Origin of the sequence: Pseudomonas sp. N2-3-1-14 (assembly GCF_041228395.1) — a bacterium.
Lineage (GTDB): Bacteria > Pseudomonadota > Gammaproteobacteria > Pseudomonadales > Pseudomonadaceae > Aquipseudomonas.
Window position 1 is genome coordinate 5,305,242 of sequence record NZ_CP166199.1, and the last position, 24,759, is coordinate 5,330,000.

The window sequence follows — 24,759 nt, forward strand, 5'->3', positions numbered from 1 at the left end:
ATCAAAAAAGGTGCCTCCCATGAGTGGTGCAAGAAGCGTCGAGCAGTGGAAAACGTTTATCGAAAGCTGCCTGGATTTTCGCCCGGCGGACGCCGTGTTCCGCATCGCCCGGGACATGTTCACCGAGCCGCAACTGTTCGACCTGGAGATGGAACTGATCTTCGAAAAGAACTGGATCTACGCCTGCCACGAAAGCGAACTGGCCAATAACCACGACTTCGTGACGATGCGCGCCGGGCGCCAGCCGATGATCATCACCCGCGATGGCGAAGGCCAACTGAATGCGCTGATCAACGCCTGCCAGCACCGCGGCACCACGCTGACGCGCGTCGGCAAAGGCAACCAATCCACCTTTACTTGCCCGTTCCACGCCTGGTGCTACAAGAGCGACGGCCGGCTGGTGAAGGTCAAGGCGCCGGGGGAATACCCGGAAGGTTTCGACAAGGCCACGCGTGGCCTGAAGAAAGCCCGCATCGAAAGCTACAAGGGCTTTGTGTTTATCAGCCTGGACGTGAATGGCCGCGACAGCCTGGAGGACTTTCTCGGCGACGCCAAAGTGTTCTTCGACATGATGGTCGCGCAGTCTGCCACCGGTGAGCTGGAAGTGCTGCCGGGCAAATCCGCCTACACCTACGACGGCAACTGGAAACTGCAGAACGAAAACGGCCTCGACGGTTATCACGTCAGCACCGTGCACTACAACTACGTGGCCACGGTGCAGCATCGCCAGCAGGTGAACACCGAAAACGGCAGCGGCTCCGCCAGCACGCTGGACTACAGCAAACTCGGCGCGGGCGATGCCAACACCGACGACGGTTGGTTCGCCTTCAACAATGGCCACAGCCTGTTGTTCAGCGACATGCCCAACCCAAGTGTGCGGTCCGGCTACGCCACCATCATGCCGCGCCTGGTGCAAGAGCACGGCCAGCAGAAGGCCGAGTGGATGATGCACCGCCTGCGCAACCTGAACATCTACCCGAGCCTGTTCTTCCTCGACCAGATCAGCTCGCAGCTGCGCATCATCCGCCCGGTGGCGTGGAACAAGACCGAAATCATCAGCCAGTGCCTGGGCGTGAAGAACGAGTCGGATGCCGACCGCGAAAACCGTATCCGCCAGTTTGAGGACTTCTTCAACGTGTCCGGCATGGGCACGCCGGATGACCTGGTGGAATTTCGCGAAGCCCAGCGTGGTTTCCAGGGCCGCCTGGAACGCTGGAGCGACATCTCGCGCGGCAGCCACCGCTGGGAAACCGGGCCCACGCCGAACAGCGAAGCCATCGGCATCCAACCGGCGATGACCGGCACCGAATTCACCCATGAAGGCCTGTACGTCAACCAGCACCGCAATTGGCAGCAGTTCCTGCTTAACGGCCTGGACCAACACGCGCTGAAGCTGCGGGAGGTGAAGTGATGAATGCGCAATTGCAGTACCAGATCGAGCAGTTTTTCTACCGTAAATCCGAACTGTGCGACGCCCAGGACTGGGACGCCTATGTGCAGCTGTTCGACCCGCAGAGTGAGTTCCACCTGCCGCAATGGGACTCGGAACACGTCTACACCCGCGACCCCAAGCGCGAGATGTCGTTGATCTATTACGCCAACCGTTCGGGCCTGGAAGACCGCGTGTTCCGCCTGCGCACCGGCAAGGCGGCGTCAGCCACGCCAATGCCGCGCACCTTGCACCTGATCAATAACGTGCGGATTGCCGAGCAACCGGCGGGCTGCTGGAAGTGAAGTTGAACTGGCACACGCTGTTCTATCGGCTGGCCATGTCGGAGCAGTTCTATGGCAGCGCCACCTACAGCCTCAAAGCCCATGGCGACAGCTGGCTGATCACCCGCAAGCACGCCCTGCTGCTCAACGACACCATCAATTCGGTGCTGGATTTTTATCACCTTTGACCATGCCTGGGCTTGTTGTGGCGAGCGGGCTTGCCCCGCGTTGGGGCGCGAAGCGGCCCCTGGTCCAGCCACTGCGGTTTGACGCAAAAAATGCGGTGACTTTAATTGGGGCCGCTTCGCAGCCCAACGCGGGGCAAGCCCGCTCGCCACAGCAAGCCCGCTCGCCACAGCAGGCCCGCTCGCCACAAAAGCTCACTCGTCAGCCATCACATCAGATACGCGGAGTTATGCGGATGAATCACAAAGTAGCCTTCAGCTTTGCCGACGGCAAAACCCTGTTTTTCCCGGTGGGCGCCAACGAAATCCTGTTGGACGCGGCCCTGCGCAACGGCATCAAGATCCCGCTGGATTGCCGTGAAGGCGTGTGCGGCACCTGCCAGGGCCGTTGCGAGTCGGGCGACTACAGCCAGGATTATGTCGACGAGGAAGCGCTCTCCAGCCTCGACCTGCAGCAACGTAAAATGCTCAGCTGCCAGACCCGCGTGAAGTCCGATGCAACGTTTTACTTCGATTTCGATTCGAGCCTGTGCAATGCGCCGGGGCCGGTGCAGGTGCGCGGCACCGTGAGTGCGGTGCAGTTGGTCTCGGCCAGCACGGCCATTTTGCACGTGCAGGTGGAGGCGCCGCTGGACTTCCTGCCGGGCCAGTACGCTCGCTTGTCGGTGCCCGGCACCGACAGCTGGCGCTCGTACTCCTTCGCCAACCGGCCGGGTAACCCGCTGCAGTTTCTGGTGCGCCTGCTGCCCGATGGCGTCATGAGCAACTACCTGCGTGAGCGCTGCCAGGTCGGTGATGAAGTGCTGATGGAAGCACCGTTGGGCGCGTTTTACCTGCGGCATGTCACCCAGCCGCTGGTGCTGGTGGCCGGCGGCACCGGGTTGTCGGCGTTGCTGGGCATGCTCGATGAACTGGCGGCCAACGGTTGTGAGCAGCCGGTGCACCTGTACTACGGCGTACGTGGCGCCGAGGATCTGTGCGAGGCAACACGCATTGAAGCCTACGCGTCGAAACTCCCGGGTTTTCGATACACCCAAGTGCTGAGTGACCCGTCGCCCGAGTGGCCCGGCAAGCGCGGTTACCTCACCGAGCATTTCGACCTGGCCGAATTGCGGGACCAATCGGCGGATATGTACGTGTGCGGCCCCCCTCCGATGGTCGAATCCATCCAACAATGGCTGCTGGATCAGGCACTTGTTGGCGTTCAGCTGTATTACGAAAAGTTTACGCAGAGTAATATCTGACCCCTCAGTACTTTGAGGGGCGGGTGCGGCGTGCAATCAACCCTGAGAAAAACAAGTAGAAGGGAATGTTAATGGCGGATGACATGGTTAACCCGGTAGGCCTCAAGCGTGGCCTGAAGAACCGGCATATTCAGCTGATTGCCTTGGGAGGGGCGATTGGCACGGGGTTGTTCCTCGGCTCGGCCGGGGTGCTCAAGTCGGCGGGCCCGTCGATGATCCTGGGGTACGCGATCGCCGGTTTCATCGCCTTCCTGATCATGCGCCAGCTCGGCGAGATGATCGTCGAAGAGCCGGTGGCCGGCTCCTTCAGCCACTTCGCACACAAATACTGGGGCGGCTACGCAGGCTTCCTGGCCGGCTGGAACTACTGGGTGCTCTACGTGCTGGTGGGCATGGCCGAACTGACCGCCGTGGGCAAGTACATCCAGTTCTGGTGGCCGGAGATTCCGACCTGGGTCAGCGCGCTGGTGTTCTTTGTCGCGGTCAACCTGATCAACACCCTCAACGTGAAGTTCTTCGGTGAAGCCGAGTTCTGGTTCGCGATCATCAAGGTGGTGGCAATTGTCGGCATGATCGTGCTCGGCTGTTACCTGCTGTTCAGCGGCACCGGCGGCCCACAAGCCTCGGTGAGCAACCTGTGGAGTCACGGCGGGTTCTTCCCCAATGGCGGCATGGGGCTGTTGATGTCGATGGCCTTTATCATGTTCTCGTTTGGTGGCCTGGAGCTGGTGGGCATTACCGCCGCCGAGGCCAGCGAGCCGCGCAAAGTGATCCCCAAAGCCATCAACCAAGTGGTGTACCGGATCCTGATTTTCTACGTCGGCGCCCTGACCGTCTTGCTGTCGCTGTACCCGTGGGATCAACTGCTGCAAACCCTCGGCGCGTCGGGCGATGCCTACAGCGGCAGCCCGTTTGTGCAGATCTTCTCGCTGATTGGTAACGACACCGCCGCGCACATCCTCAACTTCGTCGTGCTGACCGCGGCGCTGTCGGTGTACAACAGCGGCGTGTACTGCAACAGCCGCATGCTGTTCGGCCTGGCCGAGCAAGGCGACGCGCCCAAAGCGCTGATGAAGCTCAACAAACAAGGCGTGCCGCTGCGCGCCCTGGCGATTTCGGCACTGGTGACGATGCTGTGCGTGGTGGTCAACTACGTCGCGCCCAAGAGCGCCCTGGAGTTGCTGTTTGCGCTGGTGGTTGCCTCGCTGATGATCAACTGGGCGCTGATCAGCATCACTCACATCAAGTTCCGCAAGGCCATGGGCGAGCAAGGCGTGACGCCGTCGTTCAAGACCTTCTGGTTCCCGTTCAGCAACTACCTGTGCCTGGCGTTCATGGTGATGATTGTCAGCGTGATGCTGGCGATCGATGGCATTCGCGAGTCGGTGTATGCGATGCCGGTGTGGGTGGGGATTATCTACATTGCCTACCGGATGCGGATCAAAAAAGGTAGCGCCTTAGCGAATGCACAATGATCCCTGTGGGAGCCGGGCTTGCCCGCGACGGCGGTGGGTCGGACACCGGATGCAGTGCCTGACCCACTGCCATCGGGGGCAAGCCCCCTCCCACATTCGCTTGCATTGGTCATGAAAAAGCCCCGGGATTCCGGGGCTTTTTTTATAGCGTGGAACGCACTCGCCACAACTCGGGAAACAGCACCGTGTCGAGCATCTTGCGCAAATACCCCACGCCCTCGGTGCCGCCCGTACCGGGTTGAAAGCCGATGATCCGCTCCACCGTGGTCACATGCCTGAAGCGCCACTGGCGGAACGAATCCTCCAGGTCGATAAACTTTTCGGCCAACTGATACAAATCCCAATACCGGCTCGGGTCGCGATACACCTCACGCCAGGCCGCTTCCACCGACTCATCGTGAACCGTGGCCGCCGTCGGGTCGCGCTCGGCGCGTTTGGGGTCAATTGCCAAACCGGCTTTCGCCATCAGGTTGACCGCCTCGTCATACAGCGACGGCGTGGCAATCGCCACTTTCAACTCGTTCAACAACTGCGGCCGGTGCGCGTGAGGCCGCAACAGCGCCGCGCTTTTATTGCCGAGGATAAATTCGATCTCGCGGTACTGGAACGACTGAAACCCCGACGACTGCCCCAGGAACGGGCGAATGGCCTTGTATTCCGACGGCGTCATGGTCGCCAACACCGCCCAGGCGTGCACCAGTTGATCGAAGATCCGCGACACCCGCGCCAGCATCTTGAACGCCGGCGGCAACTCGCCCAGACGCACGTGTTCACGGGCAGCCTTGAGTTCGTGGAGCATCAGTTTCATCCACAGCTCGGACGTCTGGTGCTGGATGATAAAGAGCATTTCGTTGTGGTCGGGCGACAGCGGGTGCTGGGCGCTGAGGACTTTGCCCAGGTCCAGGTAGTCGCCGTAGCTCATCGACTCGGAAAAATTCAGCTCGGCGTTGTGCCATTCTTCCGGGGGCTGGTAATCAGGTGAAAAGGGGCATTGGCTCATCGCGTGGGCTCCTTGAGCGGGCGAAGGATGGCGCGCACCGGGCTCGCGTCCAGGTTGGCAAAGCGCAGCGGCAGCGCGATCAATTCATAGTCGCCCTCCGGCACGTCATCGAGCACGATGCCTTCGAGAATCGCCATACCATGGCGGGCCACGGCGTTGTGCGAATCCATGGTCTTGGACTGTTGCGGGTCCAGGGACGGCGTATCGATACCGATCAGGCGCACGCCCAGGCTGGCGAGCAGTTCGATGGTTTGCGGCGCGATGGCGGTGAAGTTCGAATCCCATTCGGTCAGCGGCGCTTGTGGATAAGTGCGCAGCAGCACGCGCTCGGGCAAGTTATCCACACGGCCTTCCAACTGATGCGGCTGCACCAGCGTGCCACTGCCCAGGCAATGCAACACCCGGCACGGGCCCATGTACACGTCCAGCGACACGTCGCCGATCGGCGCGCCGTCAGCGCTGTAATGCAGCGGCGCATCCACATGCGCGCCGGTGTGCGGCGAAAAGGTCACGCGGCCCACATTCACCGGGCACTCGGGGCCGAACTGCCACACGCGCTCTTCCTGAAACGGCGTATCGCCCGGCCAGGTCGGGGTCGCCGTGCTCAAGGGCGGGCTGATATCCCACCACGTTTTTATTGGGTTCATTTGAAGGCTCTCACTCGTTCTGGGGTGAATGATACGAGGGCCAGCCGTGCATTTTCTTGCTAATTCCAGCGCCAGGCGGGAATTCTTTCGCAGTTACTGCGAGGAAATGCCGAATTGGCGCCCGAATATTTTGTCTGACCAAAGCAGCTCAAACACTGGAGATCCAATGTGGGAGCGGGCTTGCTCGCGAAGGCGGTGTGCCAGTCAATACAGGTGCGGGCTGACCCACCGCTTTCGCGAGCAAGCCCGCTCCCACAGGGACTGCATGAGTCAGAGCAATCGCATTCGCCTGCGCTTCTGGGCATCCCGATGTCGAGTTCAGACCACTGGCACAACGCCCGAGGCCTTAGGGTGCATCTTTCCCTTCCCTGCCTCGGAGCCATCATGTCCAAGCCCATCACCGTACTGCGCGACACCCACCCACTGCCGGTCCTGGATGCCTGCAAATGGGAAAAACTCGAAGGCGACCCGCACACCGTCAATCTCAACGCCTACACCAGCGAAGACGGCAGCAAAATCATGGGCACCTGGATCTGCACACCGGGCAAGTGGTACGTGGAATACGTGAAGTGGGAATACTGCCATTTCCAGGAAGGCTACTGCGTGATCACCCCAGAAGGCCTGGAGCCGATTCACCTGCGGGCTGGGGATATCTTTGTGGTGGAGCCGGGGATGAAGGGGACGTGGGAAGTGGTTGAGACGGTGCGTAAGTATTTTGTGTTTGCCTGAGCGATCTAACCCGGACTACTTCTTCCTTGTGGCGAGCGGGCTTGCCCCGCGTTGGGCTGCGTAGCGGCCCCTGGTCCAGGCACCGCGGTTTGGCTGGGAAAATGCGTTGACTTTATTGGGGCTGCTGCGCAGCCCAACGCGGGGCAAGCCCGCTCGCCACAACAAAACCGCCAGCCACAAATAGCCCGTTGGCCATAACAAGTCCGCCTGCCAAAACAAGCCCGTTTACCATAGAAAGCCCGCTTGCTAAGGCAAGCGGGCTCGGCATTCTACTGGGGCTTGCGATAGCTGTTGATGATCGCCGAGAAGTCCTTGCCGCCTTCCCCGCGCTGGCTCATCGATTGATACAACTGCTGGGCCACAGCGCCCAGAATCACCGGTTGTTTGGCTTGACGCGCGGCTTCGGTGGCCAGGCCCAGGTCCTTGAGCATCAGGTCGGCACCAAAGCCACCGGTGTAACCCCGCGACGACGGCGCGGTTTCAATCACGCCCGGCCAGGGGTTGTAGGTGTCGGAACTCCAGCAGCGCCCGGTGGAGCTGTTGATAATCCCGGCCAGCACTTGGGTGTCGATGCCCAGCGCGTCGCCCAGGGCCATGGCTTCGCTGACGCCGACCATGCTGATCCCGAGCAGCAGGTTGTTGCAGATCTTGGCGATCTGGCCGGTGCCCACATCGCCGCAATGCACGATGTTGCGGCCCATCTGCGCCAGCACCGGCTGCAGGGTGGCGAACAGCTCCGGGGTGGCGCCGACCATGAAGGTCAGCGTGCCCGCGCTGGCGCCGCCGGTGCCGCCGGAGACAGGCGCATCGGCCATCACCACGCCTTGCTTGGCCGCCGCTGCAGCGACATCGCGCGCAGTTTGCGGGTCGATGGTGCTGCAATCCACAGCCGGTACGCCTTTGCCGATGCCGGCCAAAACCCCGTCTTCATTCAGCCACACGCTGCGCACATGGGCCGCCGCCGGCAGCATGGTAATCACCAGCTCAGCGCCTTGGGCTGCGTTACGCGGCGAGTCGCTGATGCTGCCGCCCAGCTCGGCGAGTTCCTTGAGCACGGTCTGGTTCAGGTCGAACAGGTTCAGCGCGTGGCCGGCCTTGATCAGGTTGCGGGCCATGGGCGCGCCCATGTTGCCCAAGCCGATAAATGCAATCTTCATGGTCGTCTCCCGAATCAGCGCAGGTTGATGGTGGTGTTGACGCCATCATTGACCGTGTTGTCGTCGAACCAGCGGCTCGTGACGGTTTTGGTCTGGGTGTAGAACTGCACCACTTGCTTGCCGTACGGGCCGAGGTCGCCGAGCTTGGAGCCACGCGAACCGGTGAAGCTGAAGAACGGCACTGGCACCGGAATCGGAATGTTGATGCCGACCTGGCCTACATCGATTTCGCTCTGGAACTTACGCGCCGCCGCCCCACTTTGGGTGAACAGGCCGGTGCCGTTGCCGAACGGGTTGGCGTTGACCAGCGCGATGGCTTCATCCAGCGTGGCAACTTCGAGCACCACCAGCACCGGGCCGAAGATTTCCTGGGTGTAGATTTGCATGTCCGTGGTCACGCCCGAGAACAGGGTCGGGCCCACAAAGTTGCCTTGCTCGAAGCCCGGCACCTTGATGTCGCGGCCGTCCAGCTCAAGCTTGGCGCCTTCTTTCACGCCGCTTTCGATCAGTTCCAGGATGCGCGCCTTGGCGCGCTTGGAAATCACCGGGCCAACATCCGTACCGGCTTCGCTGCCGGCATTAACCTTGAGCTTTTGCGCCAGCGCTTTAAGGTCCGGCAGCCATTGCTTGGCCGCGCCCACCAGCACCACCACCGAGGTGGCCATGCAACGCTGGCCCGCTGCGCCAAAACCAGCACCGACCAAGGCATTCAGGGTGTGTTCGCGGTTGGCGTCCGGCAGCACCACGGCGTGGTTCTTGGCGCCCATCATCGACTGCACGCGCTTGCCGTGTTTACCGGCCAGGTCGTACACATGAGTGCCGACGGCGGTCGAGCCGACAAAGGACACGGCCTTGATGTCTTTATGGGTGCACAGCGCATCCACCACATCCTTGCCGCCGTGTACCACGTTGAGCACGCCAGCGGGCACACCGGCTTCCAGCGCCAGCTCCACCAGCAACATGGTCGACAGCGGGTCTTGCTCGGACGGCTTGAGTACAAAGGTGTTACCGCAGGCAATCGCCATCGGGAACATCCACAGCGGAATCATCGCCGGGAAGTTGAACGGGGTAATACCGGCGCACACACCGATAGGTTGGCGCAGGGTGTAGGTGTCGACGCCACCGGCGACGTTTTCGGCGAATTCGCCCATCTGCAACGTGCCGATTGAGCACGCGTGCTCGACCACTTCCAGGCCGCGGAAAATATCGCCTTCGGCATCGGCAATGGTCTTACCTTGCTCGGCACTGAGGACTACAGCGATGCGTTTGGAATGTTCACGGATCAAGGCCTGCAGCTTGAGCATGATGCGCATGCGCGCGCCGATCGGCGTCAGCTTCCAGGTCTGGAAGGCTTGATGGGCAGCGTCGATGGCCGCGTTGACTTCATCGACGGTCGCGAAAGGGACTTTGGCCAGCACTTGCTGGGTGGCCGGGTTAACGATGTCTTGCCAATGGGTGGTCTTGGACTCGACCCATTCACCGTTGATCAGCAACTTGACCTGTTGCACGGAAATGTCGGCAGAAGCGTTCATGTGGTCTCCAATCTTGTAGTTATGCAGAGACAAGGCGCGTGAATCGCCTTGGGAATGAGGCGTTCGGACTGTTTTTGGAGTATAGATGTGCAAATCTCTAATAAGAACGCACATAAAAGCCGGTCCAATATGCAAAAAAACATCACGTCCTTGGGCTCCCTGAACTGGGATGACCTGAAGTTTTTCCTCGAAGTGGCCCGCACCCGCAAGGCCAGCGTCGCCGCCAAACGCCTGGCGGTGGACTACACCACTGTGTCGCGGCGCATCAGCTCGTTGGAAGTGTCGCTTGGCACGCTGCTGTTCGAAAAATCCCGGACCAACGGCTTCGTGCTCACCGCCGAAGGCCAGCGCTTGCTGGGTTACGCGGAGTCCATCGAAAGCACGCTGCACATGGCTTGCGAGCAGGTGTCCGGCTCCGGCGTGGCGCTGTCCGGCCATGTGCGCATGGGCTGCACCGAGGGTTTCGGCAGTTTTTTCGTTACGCCGCAGCTCAGCCATTTTGTCGACACCTACCCCGCGATCTCGGTCGACATCCTGCCCCTGCCCCACTTCATCAGCCTGTCCAAGCGCGAAGCCGACATCGTCATCGCCCTGGAACGCCCGGAACACGGGCCGTATGTGTGCTGCAAGCTGTGCGACTACAAACTGCAGCTCTACGCGACCCAGGATTACCTCGACCAACACCCGCCCATCCAGCGGCCGGCGGATTTGGCTGAGCACCCGTTTATCAGTTATGTGGATGACCTGGCGTTCAGCTCGGAGCTGCTGTACCTGGCGAATGTGGTGCCGGGCGCCAGCGCGAGTTTGCGCAGCACCAGCGTGATCGCACAGTACGTGGCCGCGCAGCAGGGGCGGTCGATGGCGATATTGCCGTGCTTTCTGGCCGCGCAGGACCCGCGGCTGTTGCCGGTGTTGGGGGAGCAGATTTCGATCACGCGGCAGTTCTGGATGTATTGCCGGGAGGATTTGCGCAAGTTGAAGCGGATTACGTTGTTGTGGGATTACATCCGAGAGGTGACGGAGCAGAACACCGGGTTGTTGATGGGGGAAACGCGGGAGATAAGGTTCGCGGATTAAAGGGCCATCAATGACGATTCGCTTTAATTTGCAGGACGTTTCCTAGAGACTCTCTAGCCCATTGCGCCTTACCGTTTGGGTCACTAGCCTCCCTGGGTCGCTGCACATCAGCGATCGGGTTTAGCGATCCGGGTTTCAGGCGTGACATTGCCCCGATAGCATTAGCTGGCGCTCGCCAGCTTTTAGCGTTTTATGGCGGCTGTGTGCGGGAGACTTCCGAGTCTACCCGGGATGCGCTCTGGCCCGGATCGCTAACCTGCACACAGCTGCCACCCTCTTCATGTTTAGCGATGTGATGTGGCGGCTCTACTTCAGCAGAGAGCAATCGTCATGAGCAAAATCGTCCCCGACCCACCGCTTTCCTCCATCACTACCCTCGGCGTCGTCACGTTCGGCGACTACGGCGAAAACCAAAAACCCCTGTTCCGCGTCAACGCCGGCATGCCGATTGAGCAAGCCCTGGAACACGCATCCACCTTGCTTTTTTACTCCAAGAAACTCGCCATGGAAGCCGCCATGGATGTGCGCGGCGAGCAATACGCATGGGCCGCGCATTACCTGTGTGAGATGGGCAAGGCCGTGGTGGATGACCTGACGCAGGCGATGACGCCGGGCAGTTAAGCGAACACTGCGGCATAAAGGTGGGAGCGGGCTTGCTCACGAATGCGGTGGGTCAGCCAACACATCATTGCCTGGACGACCGCCATCGCGGGCAAGCCCGCTCCCACATTTTGGACTGTGTCGGTCGGGAAATTTTGCGTCAGGCACAAATCAGTGTGGGAGCTGGCTTGCCTGCGATGGCGGTGGGTCAGTCAGATTATCTGCTGCTGATCCACCGCATTCGCGAGCAAGCCCGCTCCCACAGTTGGGACTGTGCCGAGTGGGAAATTTTGCGTCAGGTACAAATCAGTGTGGGAGCTGGCTTGCCTGCGATGGCGGTGGGTTAGCCAGATTATCTGCGGCTGATACACCGCATTCGCGAGCAAGCCCGCTCCCACATTTTTGAACTGTGGCGGATGGGAAATTTTGCGTCAGGCACCAATTAATGTGGGAGCTGGCTTGCCTGCGATAGCGGTGGGTCAGTCAGCTTAATTGCTGCTGATACACCGCATTCGCGAGCAAGCCCGCTCCCACATTTTTGAACTGTGGCGGATGGGAAATTTTGCGTCAGGCACAAATCAGTGTGGGAGCTGGCTTGCCTGCGATGGCGGTGGGTCAGCCAGATTATTTGCGGCTGATACACCGCATTCGCGGGCAAGCCCGCTCCCACAGTTGGGGCTGTGGCGGGTGGGAAATTTTGCGTCAGGCACAAATCAGTGTGGGAGCTGGCTTGCCTGCGATGGCGGTGGGTCAGTCAGCTTAATTGCTGCTGATACACCGCTATCGCCGGCAAGCCCGCTCCCACAGTTTGATGGCATTTCAGATTGAGAGAGGTGAACCCACTCAGTCCGCGATCACCACAATCGACACGCGCCGGTTTTCGGTGCGCCCCGCTACCGTGGTGTTCGGCGCCACCGGCTCGCTGCTGCCCAAACCGCGCAGCTGGATGTTTTCTTCCTTCATGCCCACACCGGTCAGCACGTTGCCCACGCTTTTGGCGCGGCGCAGGGACAGTTGCTGGTTGTAGGTTTCTTTGCCAGAGGCGTCGGTGTGGCCGTCGACGCGTACGCGGTCGATGCCGGCGCCGACCAGGGCTTTGCCGATGCGTTCAACGATGTCGGTGCTGGCTTTGTTGAGGCTTTCAACGTCGCTGCCAAACAGCACTTTGCCCGAGAGGCCAAACGCCCATCCTTCGTCAGTCAGTTCAAAACCCTGCTGTTTGAGGACTGCGATTTGCGCCGGTGTCAGGCCTTTGGGTGGGGCCGTCTGGCAGCCGCCAAGGGCAAGGAATGCCACCAGTAACGTGATAAACATGAAACGCGCGGTCGAGAACAAGGGATCAACTCCTGTCGGTAACGTTTGCGGCGGTGGGCTCCGAATCCGCCGTTTGCTGGCCGCCCTGGGACAAGCGTTTGGCCTGGTACATCGCCGCATCGGCGGCATTGAGCAAGGTGCCGGGAGTGGCGCCATGATCGGGGTAGATGGCAATGCCGATACTGAGGGAGGTCAACACCTCGGTGTTGCCGGGCACCGGGATCGGCGTGTCCATGCTGGCAATGATCTTGTCGGCGATACGCTGAGCATCCTCCGCTTTATGCAATGGCGCCAGCAGCACCGCGAACTCATCACCGCCCAGGCGCGCCACCAGGTCATCTTCACGCAACTGCGCGCGCACCCGCTCGGCGACGGCCACCAGCACCGCATCGCCGGCGGCGTGGCCGAAGTTGTCATTGATGTCTTTGAAACGGTCGCTGTCGAGAAACAACACGGCGACCCGTTCATTGACCTTGGCGGCGCTGCGCAGCGCGCGGATCAGCCGGCCCTCGAAATACGCGCGGTTGGGCAAGCCGGTCAGGCTGTCGTGGCTGGCCTGGTGAGCGAGGGTTTCGTTTTCACTTTGCAGGTGGCTTTGCCAGGCTTCCATCTCGCCGAGCAGGGCATTGAAGTCGCTGCCCAGGCTGTCGAGTTCGGCGATCTGCGCCGGTGGCACGCGTCGGTCAAAGTCTCGCTCGCTGCGGGCGGCATGGGCCACCGCGGCCAGGCTTTGCAACGGTTTGGTGATGCCTTGCAGCAGGCGCCGCGCCAAGTACAACGCCACCCAGGCGCTGAGGGCGGTGCAAATCACGATGCCGGCCAGGCCGCTGAGCAGAAAGCGCAGCAGGCTACCGCCGTGACCGACCACGTGAATGCTGCCCACGGTTTGCCCCTGGTGCAGGATTGGCTGGCTGATGGGCTGTTCGAGCAAGGCATGCGCCAGCGCCAGTTCGACCTCGGACAGCATGCCGGTTTCCGGCCGCTCCCACTGCGCCAGCAGCTTGCCACTGGCATCGAAGACTTCGGCCTGGGCCACTTCTTCGGTGGAGGCAATCAGGCTGAGTGCTTCAGTGGCGGCGGCGCTGTCGTTGAACACCACCGCCGCTTCCACGGTGTAATTGATCGAGCGCGCGATCAGGTGCAGGTTGTGCTCGGCATACACGCGCAGCGCCAGCACGCCGAGCAGGGTCAAGGACACACTGGCCAGGGTCACGGCCACCAACGCCAGGATCAAATGCCCACGGCCGATGACGGAGCGCAAGGTCGGCCGCGCTTTCGGGGTTCTCATGACGCAGGCGCTCGACGGCGGGACAACTGCAACACGCTGGGGTGAATGCGCACGCCGCTGCGGGCGACGGAGTCCAGGTTGACCTCAAATGACACTTGCTCATCGCCCACTCGCAGGCAGAACAGGCTGCCCACGGTGCATTGGTCGCCGCCTTCGCTGATGCTCAGCACCGGATGGCCGATCAGTGAGGTAAACAACCGCGAGCGTTCATCGGCGCTGAGTTTGCCGATGTACACGGCGTCGCAGGCACTGACGATATCGGGATGATCGGCGAGCAAACGCTGCACCACCACCGGACGGCCGGTCGCCTGGGTGGTGCCTTTGACCAGGTCGTCGGTGTATTGGGTGGGGCCGACGATGCACAAGCGCAGTTGCGCAGGCTCCACCGGCCAGCGTGCATAGCTGAGGATGCCGAGCACCACTTGCGTCACCGCCTGGGCGCGCTGGTCTGCCGGGCCGGGGGCCTGGGCAAATGCTCGCGGGGCGAGCACGCACAGAAGTGCCACCAGTAACATGCGTCTCCAGCTCAAACTGCGCTCTGTGGGCGAGACAGCCACGTTCATGCAGCGATTCTCTTCAGTTTTTCAGGGTGATGCCGCAACGATAGCACAGCGGCGGAAGGCCCCGCGAAGCCGGGCCTTCGCGAAGTCCGCTATTTTTTCAGAAAATTCAGACGACTGAATCAGAAATATTTCATGACCATTCAGTCATTTTCCAGCCGGTACGTCCAATTCCAGCATCAACCCACTCAAGCGCTTGACCTTACGCCGCACGGCTTCTTCAAACACGCCGCCACGCGGTTCGATCAGGCTGAACCAGCGCTTGGCGCGGGTGATACCGGTGTAGATCAGTTCTTTGGTCAGCACCGGGTTCAGCGCATCCGGCAGGATCAGCGCGGTGTGGGTAAATTCTGAGCCCTGGGACTTGTGCACGGTCATGGCGTACACGGTTTCCACATCGTTCAGACGGCTGGGCAGTACAAAACGCACGCCGCCTTGGCCATCGTTACGTGGGAAAGCCACGCGCAGCACGTGGGGGCCGCCATCGCTTTCGGGCAGTTTGAGCGCGATGCCGATGTCGCCGTTCATCAGGCCCAGGCCGTAATCGTTTCGGGTCATCAGCACCGGGCGGCCTTCGTACCATTGCTCGTCCCCCTCGATCAGCCGCACTTTGCGCAAGGCCGCGGTGATGCGCAGGTTCAGCCCTTCTACGCCCCACGGGCCTTTGCGCACAGCGCAGAGCAACTGGAAGGCGTCGAAGGCTTGCAACAGTTGCTGCGCCCAGTGCGTCCAGGCGAGGTCTTCGCGCGGGGTGTCGAGGGTCGGGCGCGCGCTTTGCAGCAAGTTGAGGTAATAACGATAGCCTTGGGCGTCGCCGCCCTGCCCGTCCAGTATCAGCCGCTCGAGGGCGTGGTCATGCTCGCCCTTGAGGCTGAGGCAGAACAGGTCATCGTGGCTGCGCGCGGCGAGCAGTTGGCGCGCCTCTTCGGCGTTTTGCTGGTTGACCCAGCGTGCCAATTGGCCGATGCCGCTGCCTTCACCAAAACGTCGCGAATAGCGCAGCATCACCACTTGTTGAGCCAGCGGATGGCTGCCGTCGAGGTCTTCTTGCAGGCCGCTGGCATTCAGGTCTTCGCCGCTGACCGCTTGCAGCCATTGGCGCGTGTCGGGGCTGTACCAGCCGGCTTCGGCGTCGCGGCATAAATCGCCCAGTACGGCGCCGGCCTCGACCGAGGCAAGTTGGTCCTTGTCGCCCAGCAATACCAAGCGCGCGTGGGGCGGCAAGGCGTCCAGCAAGTTGGCCATCATTTCCAGGTCGATCATCGAGGCTTCGTCCACCACCAGCACGTCCAGCGGCAACGGGTTGCCCAGGTGATGGCGGAAGTGCCGCGTGCCCGGGCGACTGCCCAGCAAGCGGTGAACGGTGGTGACCTCTGTGGGAATTTTTTCCCGCACGCTGTCGGGCACGGTCAACGACTGCACTTGCTGGCTGATGGATTCGGTAAGGCGTGCGGCAGCTTTGCCGGTGGGCGCAGCCAGGCGGATGCGCAACGGGCTGCCGGCTTCCACGGCCGGCGCCTGCAACAGCGCGAGCAGGCGCACCACGGTGGTGGTCTTGCCGGTGCCGGGGCCGCCGGTGACGATGCTGAAAGCACCGCGCGTGGCCAAGGCGCAGGCGAGCTTTTGCCAGTCGATCACGCCGTCGGGCGGCGGTTGCTTGAAGAGGCTGTTGAGGCGTTGCGGCAAATCGGCGGCGACGCTTTCCTGGGTGGCCAGGCGCAGGCGCAAGGCTGTGTCGATGCGCCGTTCGTAGGTCCAGTAGCGGCGCAGGTAAAGGCGTTTGCCGGACAAGACCAACGGGCGGCTCTGCGCGGCTTCGCTGCCATCAACCGCCAGGGCGACCAATTGGCTGGCCGCCAGCGCGTGACACCAGTGGGCACCGTCGAGGCCGTCGAGCAACTGCGACGGCAGCAGCATTGCGCCGGTTTGCAGGTCGCCTTCGGGCGGCAGCGACAGGGCGAAATCCGGCGCCTTGAGGGTTTCGAACAGGTCGAGGCACACATGGCCATGGCCCAACTGGTGGCTGGTTAACGCCGCGGCCAGCAACACCAGCGGGTCGGCCTGCGGATCGAGTTCGTGCAGGAAGCCGACAAACGCCTTGTCCAATGCGCGCAGCCAGCCCCGGTCAACCCAGCGTTCGAGCAGTTGCAGCAGGTCGGCGGCGCGGTTGAGCGGCATCAGCGCCTCAAGCGGTAACGGCGACAGGCTCATAGCAGCACTCCTTGTTCCCAGGCGGGCTCAACCTTGGGCGGTATGGGTTTGCCCTGGAACAACGCGTCCAAGCCTTCGATCAGTTCACGGGGCGGCCGGGTGAAATAAGCGCCTTTGCTCAACGACTCAGTGCCGCGCAGGAACACGTAAAGCGCACCGCCGACGTGGCGGTCGTAGTCATACTCGGGCAGGCGCGCCTTCAGCTGGCGGTGCAGGGCCAGCAGGTAAAGCACGTATTGCAGGTCGTACCGATGCTCGAGGATGGACTGTTCCATGGCCTCTAAGGTGTAGGCCGAATCGTCAGGGCCGAGCCAATTGGATTTGTAGTCGGCCACGTAGTAGCGGCCTTCGTGTTCGAAGGTCAGGTCGATAAAGCCTTTGAACATGCCGTTGAGCAGCACCGGTTCGGCGGCGACGCGGGACGCGCCGTTGTGGGTGTACTGGCACACCAGTTTGTCGAGGGCCAGCACATCGACTTTGTGGCTGGCGAACCAGAACTCCATCTCGATCTGATACTGCTGCAGGCTGCTCAGGGTGACCTGATCGTTATCCACCGGCAGCGGCGTTTGCAGCAGGTGGCCCAGCCAAGCGCTGAGGGTGACGATCCAGCCTTCCCAATTGCGCCGGTTACAGCGCGCGCCCACGGCTTTTTCGATGGCCTCGGGGGTGACGTTGAAACCCTCCTCGCCCGCCCATTCCAACAAGCCATGAAGGAAGGTGCCAGGGTTTGGTCCGCGTGGGAAACGGTGTATGTCGCCACCGGACGCCGCCACTTCGCGCGGTGCGTCGGGGTCGAGACGCTCGTCGTCAAACAGCTTCTGGGCTTGTGGGCTTTCCGGAGCTTCGAAGGGCGCGGCGCTCATGCTGTCGCCGATGCGCAATGCGCTGTAAGAGGCGATCCACCAGTTTTCGGCGGCCTTGCGCTTGGGCAGCAACGGCGCGAGCAACGTGGCTGCGTTGCGCGGCGGGTGGAACAGCGTGTCTTGCGCGTCCGGGACATGGGCGTAGTGGATCGCGGCGCAGCCTTGCTGTAAATCCAGCAACCAGCGCGCCAGGCCGGCCGACTCGCCCAGCGACGCACCGGCGCCGAGCAGATAGCCCAGAGCCGACAGATGCAGGACCGAGCTGCTGTTATTGCCGCGCTTGAGGTCGGCAATGCCCAACCAGCACGCATGTTTGGCCCGTGTGAGCGCGACATAGAACAAACGCAGGTCTTCGGCGAGGCGCTCATCATCGGCCTGAGCAATCAACTCGGCGGTGGGCCGCAGGCTGACGTGCGATTTGCCCTGTTCGTCGTGGTAATGCAGCGGCAGGCGGCTGCCATCCACGGGCTTGGCCGAGCAGATGAACGGCAGGAAGACCAGGTCGTATTCCAGGCCTTTGGATTTATGGATGGTCACTACCTTGACCAATTGCTCATCGCTTTCCAGGCGCAGAATCTGCTCTTCACCGGCCTGGCCTGAGAGTGCCAGGTGTTCAGCCAGATGACGGATCAGCGCTTGCTCGCCGTCCAGCTCCGACGCGGCCTGCTGCAGCAACTCGCTGAGGTGCAACAGGTTGGTCAGCACGCGTTCGCCGTCACTGCGCGCGATCAGGGTTTGCGGCAGTTTGAAATCATGCAGCAGGCGCCGCAGCATCGGCAGCACGCCTTGGGTGCGCCAGATCGCGCGGTAGCCACGGAACTGCATCACGCGGGTTTCCCACGCCAGTTCGTCCTGATTCAGACGCTCCAGTTCCGGCAGTGACAGGTTCAAGGTGACGCAGGCCAGCGCGGCACGCAGCGGGCGCTCGACGTCGGGCTCTGCGCAGGCCTTAAGCCAGGCGAGCAGGTCGTGGGCTTCCTGGGCGGCGAAGACCGAGTCTTTGTCAGACAGGTACACGCTGCGCACGCCCCGAGCGGCCAATTCGGCGCGCACGGCTTGGGCCTCTTTGCCGTCACGTACCAGGATGGCGATGTCTGACGGAAGTACGCCGTTGAAGCTGGAGTCCGCCTGTAGGAAACCGGCAGTACCTTGCTGCCCGCCATTGAGCAGCGCGACGATTTGCGTGGCGCAGGCAGCCGCCAGTTGCTGGCGATACACCGCGTTGGAAATCGGCTGATCGGTGGGCAGATGCCAGAGGTTCAGTGCCGGCAACGTGTGGTCATCGACTTGCAGTTGCTCCCTGCGGCCCTGGGACAGCACCGAGTGGAACGGCACCGGGTTGTCGCCGTTCGGCTCGCGAAACAGGAAAGCCCCACGGCCGCTTTCGGCGCGTTGGAACACGTGGTTCACCGCCTCGACCATCGCGTGGCTGGAGCGGAAGTTGGTGCCCAAAGTGTGGTGGCGGCCGGTGGTGGACTGACGGGCGCGCAGGTAGGTGTAGATGTCGGCGCCACGAAAGGCATAGATCGCCTGCTTGGGGTCGCCGATCAGGAACAGGCCGCTGTCGAGGTGGTTTTCTTCGATGCGGTAGATGCTGTCGAAGATGCTGTATTGCACCGGGTCGGTGTCCTGGAATTCGTCGATCAACGCCACCGGGAATTGCTCGCGGATCACACTGGCAAGACGCTCGCCCCCGTCGGCCTGCAGGGCGGCGTTGAGACGGATCAGCATGTCGTCGAAGCCCATTTCGGCGCGACGGCGTTTTTCTTCTTCGAAGCGTTTACCCACCCAGCCGGCGGCGTGTTGCAGCACGGCGGCGTCGGGTGTTGGCAACGCGTCGAGGCTGGCTTTGAGAGTGGCCATGGCGTCGATGCCGGGGTGACTCGGCGGCTCGCCCTTCCAGGCTTCGGCCATGCCGTCGGGCGTCAGGCGCGTGAAGCCGGTGCCGATGTCCAGTTGTTCGAGGGTTTCGTCAGCCGCCCAGGCACTGATTTTTTCAAACCAGGGCTCGAAGTAACGCGCCTGCATCTTGCGGCCGTCGACGGCTTTCGCGGCCACGGCTTGCAGGCAGATATCACGCAGTTCGGCCGCCCATTGCTGCCACGGCGCCTTGAGGCTTACCAAGGCTTCGCGGCGCTCTTGCAGGCAAGCGTTGATCAGCTCGGCGGGCTCACGGCTTTCGCCAGTGGGCCGTTCGCTGCCGAACAGCGCACGCACGCGGGGCATAAGGGCGGCGGGGCCGCTCCAGTTTTTGCGCACCCAGTTAAGTGCGTCGTCGTGCATCGGGTAGCAAAACAGCCGCCAGTAGTCACGCAGCACTTCGCCGAGCAGGTCGCTGTGGTCGGTTTCCAGGGTTTGGGTGAATAGGCTGCCACTGTCGAACGCGTGTTCGCGCAGCATGCGCTGGCACCAGCTGTGGATGGTCGAGACGGCGGCCTCGTCCATCCATTGCGCGGCGATGTCCAGGCGATTGGCGCAGGCGGGCCATTGTTCGGGAAGGTATTGGTCGCGCAGGTCGGCGATCAATGCATCCGGCTGCTCGATTTCGGCGCGGAAGAACCGTGCGGCTTCAGCCAGGCGAATGCGGATGCGTTCGCGCAGCTCTTTGGTGGCGGCATCGGTGAAGGTCACCACCAGAATTTGCGGCGGCAGTAACTCGCGGCCAAAGCCGGCTTCGTCACCGCCGTGGCCAAGCACCAGGCGCAGGTACAGCGCGGAAATGGTGAAGGTCTTGCCGGTGCCGGCGCTGGCTTCAATCAGCTGGCTGCCTTTTAACGGGAAGGCCAGGGCTAAAGGTTGACCCATCATGCGCTGGCCTCCTCACTGCTGAGCGATCGCCAGGGTGCGTTGAGCAATGGGCGATACAGGGTTTCGGCCCAGCCTTCGAACGCTTCGCTGGCGATGAGCGTGACGAAGTCGGGGAATTGGCGGGTGAGTGCAGGGGTTTCGCGACGCTCACCGTCGGTGGTCAGGCCGTCGCCTTCATAGGCTTTGCTCGCGGCGGCCAGGGCTTTGGCGGGATCGGTTTGGCCGAGCCAGGCGAAGGCGGTTTTGACGGCTACCGGGAGCGGTTTGCGCATGCCGGTGTGCCAGGCCAACAGCAGGTTGCCAAGGATTTCCCGGGCATTGGATTGATCCAGCGGGGCGAGTAACAAGGTGTCGTCACTCGCCACCAAACCGGTGCTGAGTGGCAGGCCGCAGGCGCACGCCACCACGTGATTGACCCATGGGCGAATCAGACGGTGCCATTTACGCGTCTTGATCGAACCGATGCTGTTGGGGATGGTGGTCACGCTGAGCAAGCCGCCATCACTGCGTCGGTGCAGGCCGCTGATCCAGCCTTCCAACTGGATGCCTTGATGCTCAAAACTGATCGGCTCGGCGGTGGTTTGTGGTGTGGGCCAAAGTGCCAATAAGTGTTGGTAGCGTTGCAGCAAATCGGGCAACGGCTCGATCAGTTCGTTACGCAGGCACTCGCCGAAACCCACCATGGGCAGCAGGCCGCTGCCCTGCAGGCGCAGGGCCTGGGCGTTGAGTGCTTGATCCACGTGATCGGGCTGGGTCAGTGCGGCGTTCAGCAGGCTGTCGCTGAGGCTGTAGCGTTGCAGCGCGTCGAGCACGAAGGGTTCTTCATCGGCGAGCGGCACTTCGGCGGCCTCGAAGAACACTTTCAGACGTTGGCTGAAGAAATGTTTGACCGGGTTGCGCAGGAAATCCTGCAACTGGCCGAGGCTCAGGGGTTCTTCTTGTTGGTGCTCTGCCAGTTCGTGTTCTTTAACTGGAACGTCGGCGGCCTCGTGAAGCAACTGCCACTCGCGGGCGTAGCTGAAGAGCGCGTCGCCTTCATGGAAATAGCGCGCACTGAAGGGTTGGAGCGGGTGTTCCTGGGTCATTGCTTCCAGCAGTTCTTGCTGGTGTGCGTTATGCCAGCCGCTGGCGATATGGTCACGCAGTTGGCCGATCAGTACCGAGGCTGGCCGGTCGCTGTTGTCGCGGATGCTGCGGCCGACCCAACTGATGTAGAGCTGGTCGCGGGCGGACAGCAGGGCTTCGAGCAGCAGGTAGCGATCGTCCTCGCGGCGTGAACGGTCGCCGGGGCGGTAGTCGCTGCCCATCAGGTCGAAGTCCAACGGCGGTTGCGCGCGCGGGTAGTCGCCGTCGTTCATGCCGAGCAGGCAGACGAGTTTGAACGGGATGGCGCGCATGGGCATCAGGGTGCAAAAATTGACAGCTCCGGCAAGAAAGCGCTGGGACAGGCGGCCCTGGTCCAGGCCGGCCAACCAGGCCTCGCGGACTACGGTGAGGGGTAACTCGTCCTGCAGGCCGACGGACTCACAGGTTTCCAGCCATTCTTCTCTCAGTTGTTCGAGTTGGCCTAAGAGGTAGTCGTCGTGTTCGCTGCTGGGCAGGAAGAACAGTTGCATCAGGCGTTGCAGGCGTTCGCCCCACTCGCGGGGCGCTGCCGGTTGGGACAAGGCCTGATGGGCGTCGTTTAGTGCATCGAGCAAGGAGACCAACGGGCCGATCAGGGCCGCGTCGAGGCCGCCGATTTCATCGTAGGGTTCGATGCCGTCGCAGGCGACGCCGGTGCCGACGGCGTAACCCAACAGCATGCGGCGCAGGCCGAATCTCCAGCTGTTTTGTTCCAGCTCATGCGGCAGGCCGAGCCCGGCGCGTTGCTCGGCATTGAGGCCCCAACGGATGCCGGCCCCTTCGATCCAGCGGTGCAGCGTCGGCAGGTCGCGCTCCTTGATGGCAAAACGTTCACGCAAGGCGGGAACGTCGAGCAGGTCGAGGATTTCGCTGACGGGGAAGCGGCTGTCCGGGAGTTTGAGCAGGTGTTCGACGGCGATCAGCAGAGGGTCGCGGCCACGTTGGCCTTGGTCGGTAAGGGTGAACGGAATGAAGCGTGGGTCGCTTCGCTCAAGTTGGCCAAACACGGCGCGAATGTGCGGCGCGTAGCTGTCAACGTCAGGGACCATGACGATGATGTCGCGCGGGCGCAGCGTCGGGTCGGCACTGAAACGTTGGAGCAATTGATCGTGGAGAATTTCCACTTCGCGTTGTGCGCTGTGGGCGATGTGGAAGCGGATGGAGCTGTCGTTATCTAGATCGACGGCCGGCCATCGCTCGCGCGTTTCGTTGAGTGGGCGCAGTTCAAGGATGTCGTCCTGCAATTGGTTGAGCAGCGTGGTGGGTTCGCTGTCGCTGAACAGGTCGATGCGACCATCACGGAAGGCGGCGCGGTAGCTGTTGGGGTCGTCGTAACTGTCCAGCAGGCTGATGTAATCACGGCCCTGTTTGCCCCAAGCGGCCAGCAGCGGGTGGGCGTGCTGGTGCAGGGTTTGTGGATCGATGGTGACCGGCATGCCAGCTTTGCGTGCTTGGCGTTTGTATTCATTACGCAGCAGGTCCTTGTCGGCAACGATGTCGGACCAGTGATGACGGCAAGGGTTGTGCACGCAGAGCAGGACTTGGCTGAACCTCGCTAAGCCGGCGAGCGCCTCAAGGGCTTGCGCAGGCAGTGAGGAAATGCCGAAAACGATCACTCTGGATGGTAAGCCTGCGGGCGCCTGTTCAAGGGTATTGATGCGTTCAATAAAGCGCTGGTGCACACCGGCGCGGCTTTCGGCCATGCCTTCTTCACCGACATCGACCAGCAATGCACGCCACAATTCGGCCTGCCAGCAGTTTGCGGGATTAAGGGGCTTGGATTCGCCTCGCCCGTTGCGCAATTGGTGGCGGCCAGCAGCCCAGTCTTCCAGCCAGTCGGCACGGTAGACCTGGTATTGGTCGAACAGGTCGGCCAGGCGTTCGGCCAGTTGATAGCGTTTGCGCAGGTCGGTGTCGTGGGTAAGGAAGCGCTGCAGCGGCTCGAAGTGCGGTTGATCGATGAGTTCAGGGAGCAGGCGCATCAGGCGCCACGTCAGAGGCGCTTTATCGAGTAGGGACTTGGGCGGGATTTCGTCACGGCCCAGGACCATGCGATAGAGCTGCCACATGAAGCTGCCGGGCAGTTGCACGTCGATTGCCGCAGCGATGCCGCAGCCACCCATGTCGTCGTCTTCCGGGTCTTCGGCCAGGGCTAACTTGAGCCATTGGGCGATGCCGTTGCTTTGTACCAGGGCGATTTCGTTTTCCAAGGGCGCGAGCGGATAGCGGCGCATCCAGCTGACTACCAGGCTGCGCAACTCGTCCAGGCGGTTGCCGTGAACCACCATGAATCCAGCGCTGAGGGACGTCGCATCCGGCATAACGGCTTCCTTGGGAAAAGCAAAATCGAGGCAGCGACTTTAGCATTGAAGGCGGCCGCAGGCTGCAAGTGAGGCAGGCCGACTGAACGGGGTGACTGGAATGTTTTCGACCGCCCAAAACAAAGCCCCTGTTTGCGTTAGCAAACAGGGGCTCTGGAATTTAATCTTGACGATGACCTACTCTCACATGGGGAAACCCCACACTACCATCGGCGATGCATCGTTTCACTGCTGAGTTCGGGATGGGATCAGGTGGTTCCAATGCTCTATGGTCGTCAAGAAATTCGGGTACTGAGTCGTGACCATGTGGCCTCGCTTCAGCAAATTGGGTATGTGACAGCTTTCGGTGTTTTGTGAGATTCGAACTTTCGGTTCATTTCGTCTTCACACACCGCAATCTGGTGCTCTTTCGCTTTTCAGCTTGAAGCAAGCAAATTGCTTGGGTGTTATATGGTCAAGCCTCACGGGCAATTAGTATTGGTTAGCTCAACGCCTCACAGCGCTTACACACCCAACCTATCAACGTCGTAGTCTTCGACGGCCCTTCAGGGAACTCAAGGTTCCAGTGAGATCTCATCTTGAGGCTAGTTTCCCGCTTAGATGCTTTCAGCGGTTATCTATTCCGAACATAGCTACCCGGCAATGCCACTGGCGTGACAACCGGAACACCAGAGGTTCGTCCACTCCGGTCCTCTCGTACTAGGAGCAGCCCCTCTCAAATCTCAAACGTCCACGGCAGATAGGGACCGAACTGTCTCACGACGTTCTAAACCCAGCTCGCGTACCACTTTAAATGGCGAACAGCCATACCCTTGGGACCGGCTTCAGCCCCAGGATGTGATGAGCCGACATCGAGGTGCCAAACACCGCCGTCGATATGAACTCTTGGGCGGTATCAGCCTGTTATCCC

Annotated in this window: 16 protein-coding genes, 2 rRNA genes and 1 pseudogene (1 of these 19 cut by a window edge); 7 read left to right on the plus strand and 12 right to left on the minus strand. The window is 61.6% G+C overall.

The features are described from left to right. Positions 1-19: 19 nt before the first annotated feature. The 4 genes and pseudogenes from antA (at position 20) to AB5I78_RS24625 (ending at position 4,617) form a co-directional block, all read left to right on the plus strand. Entirely contained in the window at positions 20-1,411 is a 1,392-nt protein-coding gene (antA, locus tag AB5I78_RS24610; protein WP_369302188.1) for an anthranilate 1,2-dioxygenase large subunit, read from the plus strand. Then, positions 1,411-1,901 (plus strand): annotated as a pseudogene (gene antB, locus AB5I78_RS24615) (anthranilate 1,2-dioxygenase small subunit). The gene antA and the pseudogene antB overlap by 1 nt, the downstream one beginning before the upstream one ends. Before the next feature lie 233 nt (positions 1,902-2,134). Beyond that, a complete protein-coding gene (antC, locus tag AB5I78_RS24620) occupies positions 2,135-3,142 on the plus strand; it encodes an anthranilate 1,2-dioxygenase electron transfer component AntC (RefSeq protein WP_369302189.1) in 1,008 nt (335 codons plus the stop codon). Between the two features lie 71 nt (positions 3,143-3,213). Beyond that, entirely contained in the window at positions 3,214-4,617 is a 1,404-nt protein-coding gene (locus tag AB5I78_RS24625; RefSeq protein WP_262208900.1) for an amino acid permease, read from the plus strand. Positions 4,618-4,759: 142 nt separating this feature from the next. Here the strand turns inward: AB5I78_RS24625 and kynA are convergent, their stop codons facing one another. Together kynA and kynB are read right to left on the minus strand one after the other, a co-directional pair. Continuing rightward, positions 4,760-5,617, minus strand: coding sequence for a tryptophan 2,3-dioxygenase (gene kynA / locus AB5I78_RS24630; protein ID WP_242201155.1), 858 nt, complete (start codon positions 5,615-5,617; stop codon positions 4,760-4,762). Further along, positions 5,614-6,264, minus strand: a complete 651-nt coding sequence (gene kynB, locus AB5I78_RS24635) for an arylformamidase (protein WP_369302190.1) — start codon at positions 6,262-6,264, stop codon at positions 5,614-5,616. The genes kynA and kynB overlap by 4 nt, the downstream gene beginning before the upstream one ends. A 384-nt stretch (positions 6,265-6,648) precedes the next feature. Here kynB and AB5I78_RS24640 point away from each other — a divergent pair, with 384 nt between their 5' ends. Then, entirely contained in the window at positions 6,649-6,993 is a 345-nt protein-coding gene (locus AB5I78_RS24640) for a cupin domain-containing protein (protein WP_010566207.1), read from the plus strand. Between the two features lie 269 nt (positions 6,994-7,262). Here the strand turns inward: AB5I78_RS24640 and mmsB are convergent, their stop codons facing one another. After that, positions 7,263-8,150 (minus strand): 3-hydroxyisobutyrate dehydrogenase, encoded by an 888-nt coding sequence (gene mmsB / locus AB5I78_RS24645; RefSeq protein WP_369302191.1) that lies wholly within the window; start codon positions 8,148-8,150, stop codon positions 7,263-7,265. A gap of 14 nt (positions 8,151-8,164) precedes the next feature. Beyond that, on the minus strand, positions 8,165-9,682 hold the full coding sequence (locus AB5I78_RS24650) for a CoA-acylating methylmalonate-semialdehyde dehydrogenase (protein ID WP_369302192.1): 1,518 nt from the start codon (positions 9,680-9,682) through the stop codon (positions 8,165-8,167). Positions 9,683-9,811: 129 nt separating this feature from the next. Between AB5I78_RS24650 and AB5I78_RS24655 the strand changes: the two genes are divergently transcribed. Continuing rightward, positions 9,812-10,759, plus strand: coding sequence for a LysR family transcriptional regulator (locus AB5I78_RS24655; protein ID WP_145164387.1), 948 nt, complete (start codon positions 9,812-9,814; stop codon positions 10,757-10,759). 330 nt (positions 10,760-11,089) lie between these two features. Further along, positions 11,090-11,380: a DUF3077 domain-containing protein gene (locus AB5I78_RS24660; RefSeq protein WP_145164389.1), complete on the plus strand. Its 291-nt coding sequence runs from the start codon at positions 11,090-11,092 to the stop codon at positions 11,378-11,380. Between the two features lie 822 nt (positions 11,381-12,202). On the opposite strand, the gene AB5I78_RS24665 is transcribed toward AB5I78_RS24660, so the two are convergent. The 8 genes from AB5I78_RS24665 to AB5I78_RS24700 form a co-directional block, all read right to left on the minus strand. Beyond that, the gene (locus tag AB5I78_RS24665) at positions 12,203-12,694 is read right to left on the minus strand and encodes an OmpA family protein (RefSeq protein ID WP_145164391.1); all 492 of its coding nucleotides are present in this window, start codon (positions 12,692-12,694) and stop codon (positions 12,203-12,205) included. Between the two features lie 4 nt (positions 12,695-12,698). Beyond that, positions 12,699-13,961: a diguanylate cyclase domain-containing protein gene (locus AB5I78_RS24670; RefSeq protein WP_369302193.1), complete on the minus strand. Its 1,263-nt coding sequence runs from the start codon at positions 13,959-13,961 to the stop codon at positions 12,699-12,701. Continuing rightward, positions 13,958-14,524, minus strand: a complete 567-nt coding sequence (locus AB5I78_RS24675; protein ID WP_106578168.1) for a YfiR family protein — start codon at positions 14,522-14,524, stop codon at positions 13,958-13,960. The genes AB5I78_RS24670 and AB5I78_RS24675 overlap by 4 nt, the downstream gene beginning before the upstream one ends. Positions 14,525-14,668: 144 nt before the next feature. Further along, positions 14,669-16,732 (minus strand): exodeoxyribonuclease V subunit alpha, encoded by a 2,064-nt coding sequence (recD, locus tag AB5I78_RS24680; RefSeq protein ID WP_369302194.1) that lies wholly within the window; start codon positions 16,730-16,732, stop codon positions 14,669-14,671. Further along, entirely contained in the window at positions 16,729-20,403 is a 3,675-nt protein-coding gene (gene recB / locus AB5I78_RS24685; RefSeq protein WP_369302195.1) for an exodeoxyribonuclease V subunit beta, read from the minus strand. Before recB ends, recD begins: the two co-directional genes overlap by 4 nt. Beyond that, on the minus strand, positions 20,400-23,849 hold the full coding sequence (gene recC / locus AB5I78_RS24690; RefSeq protein WP_369302196.1) for an exodeoxyribonuclease V subunit gamma: 3,450 nt from the start codon (positions 23,847-23,849) through the stop codon (positions 20,400-20,402). The genes recB and recC overlap by 4 nt, the downstream gene beginning before the upstream one ends. Before the next feature lie 164 nt (positions 23,850-24,013). Beyond that, positions 24,014-24,129 (minus strand): 5S ribosomal RNA (rrf, locus tag AB5I78_RS24695). Positions 24,130-24,299: 170 nt separating this feature from the next. Next, a 23S ribosomal RNA gene (locus AB5I78_RS24700) occupies positions 24,300-24,759 on the minus strand (it continues 2,432 nt past the right edge of the window).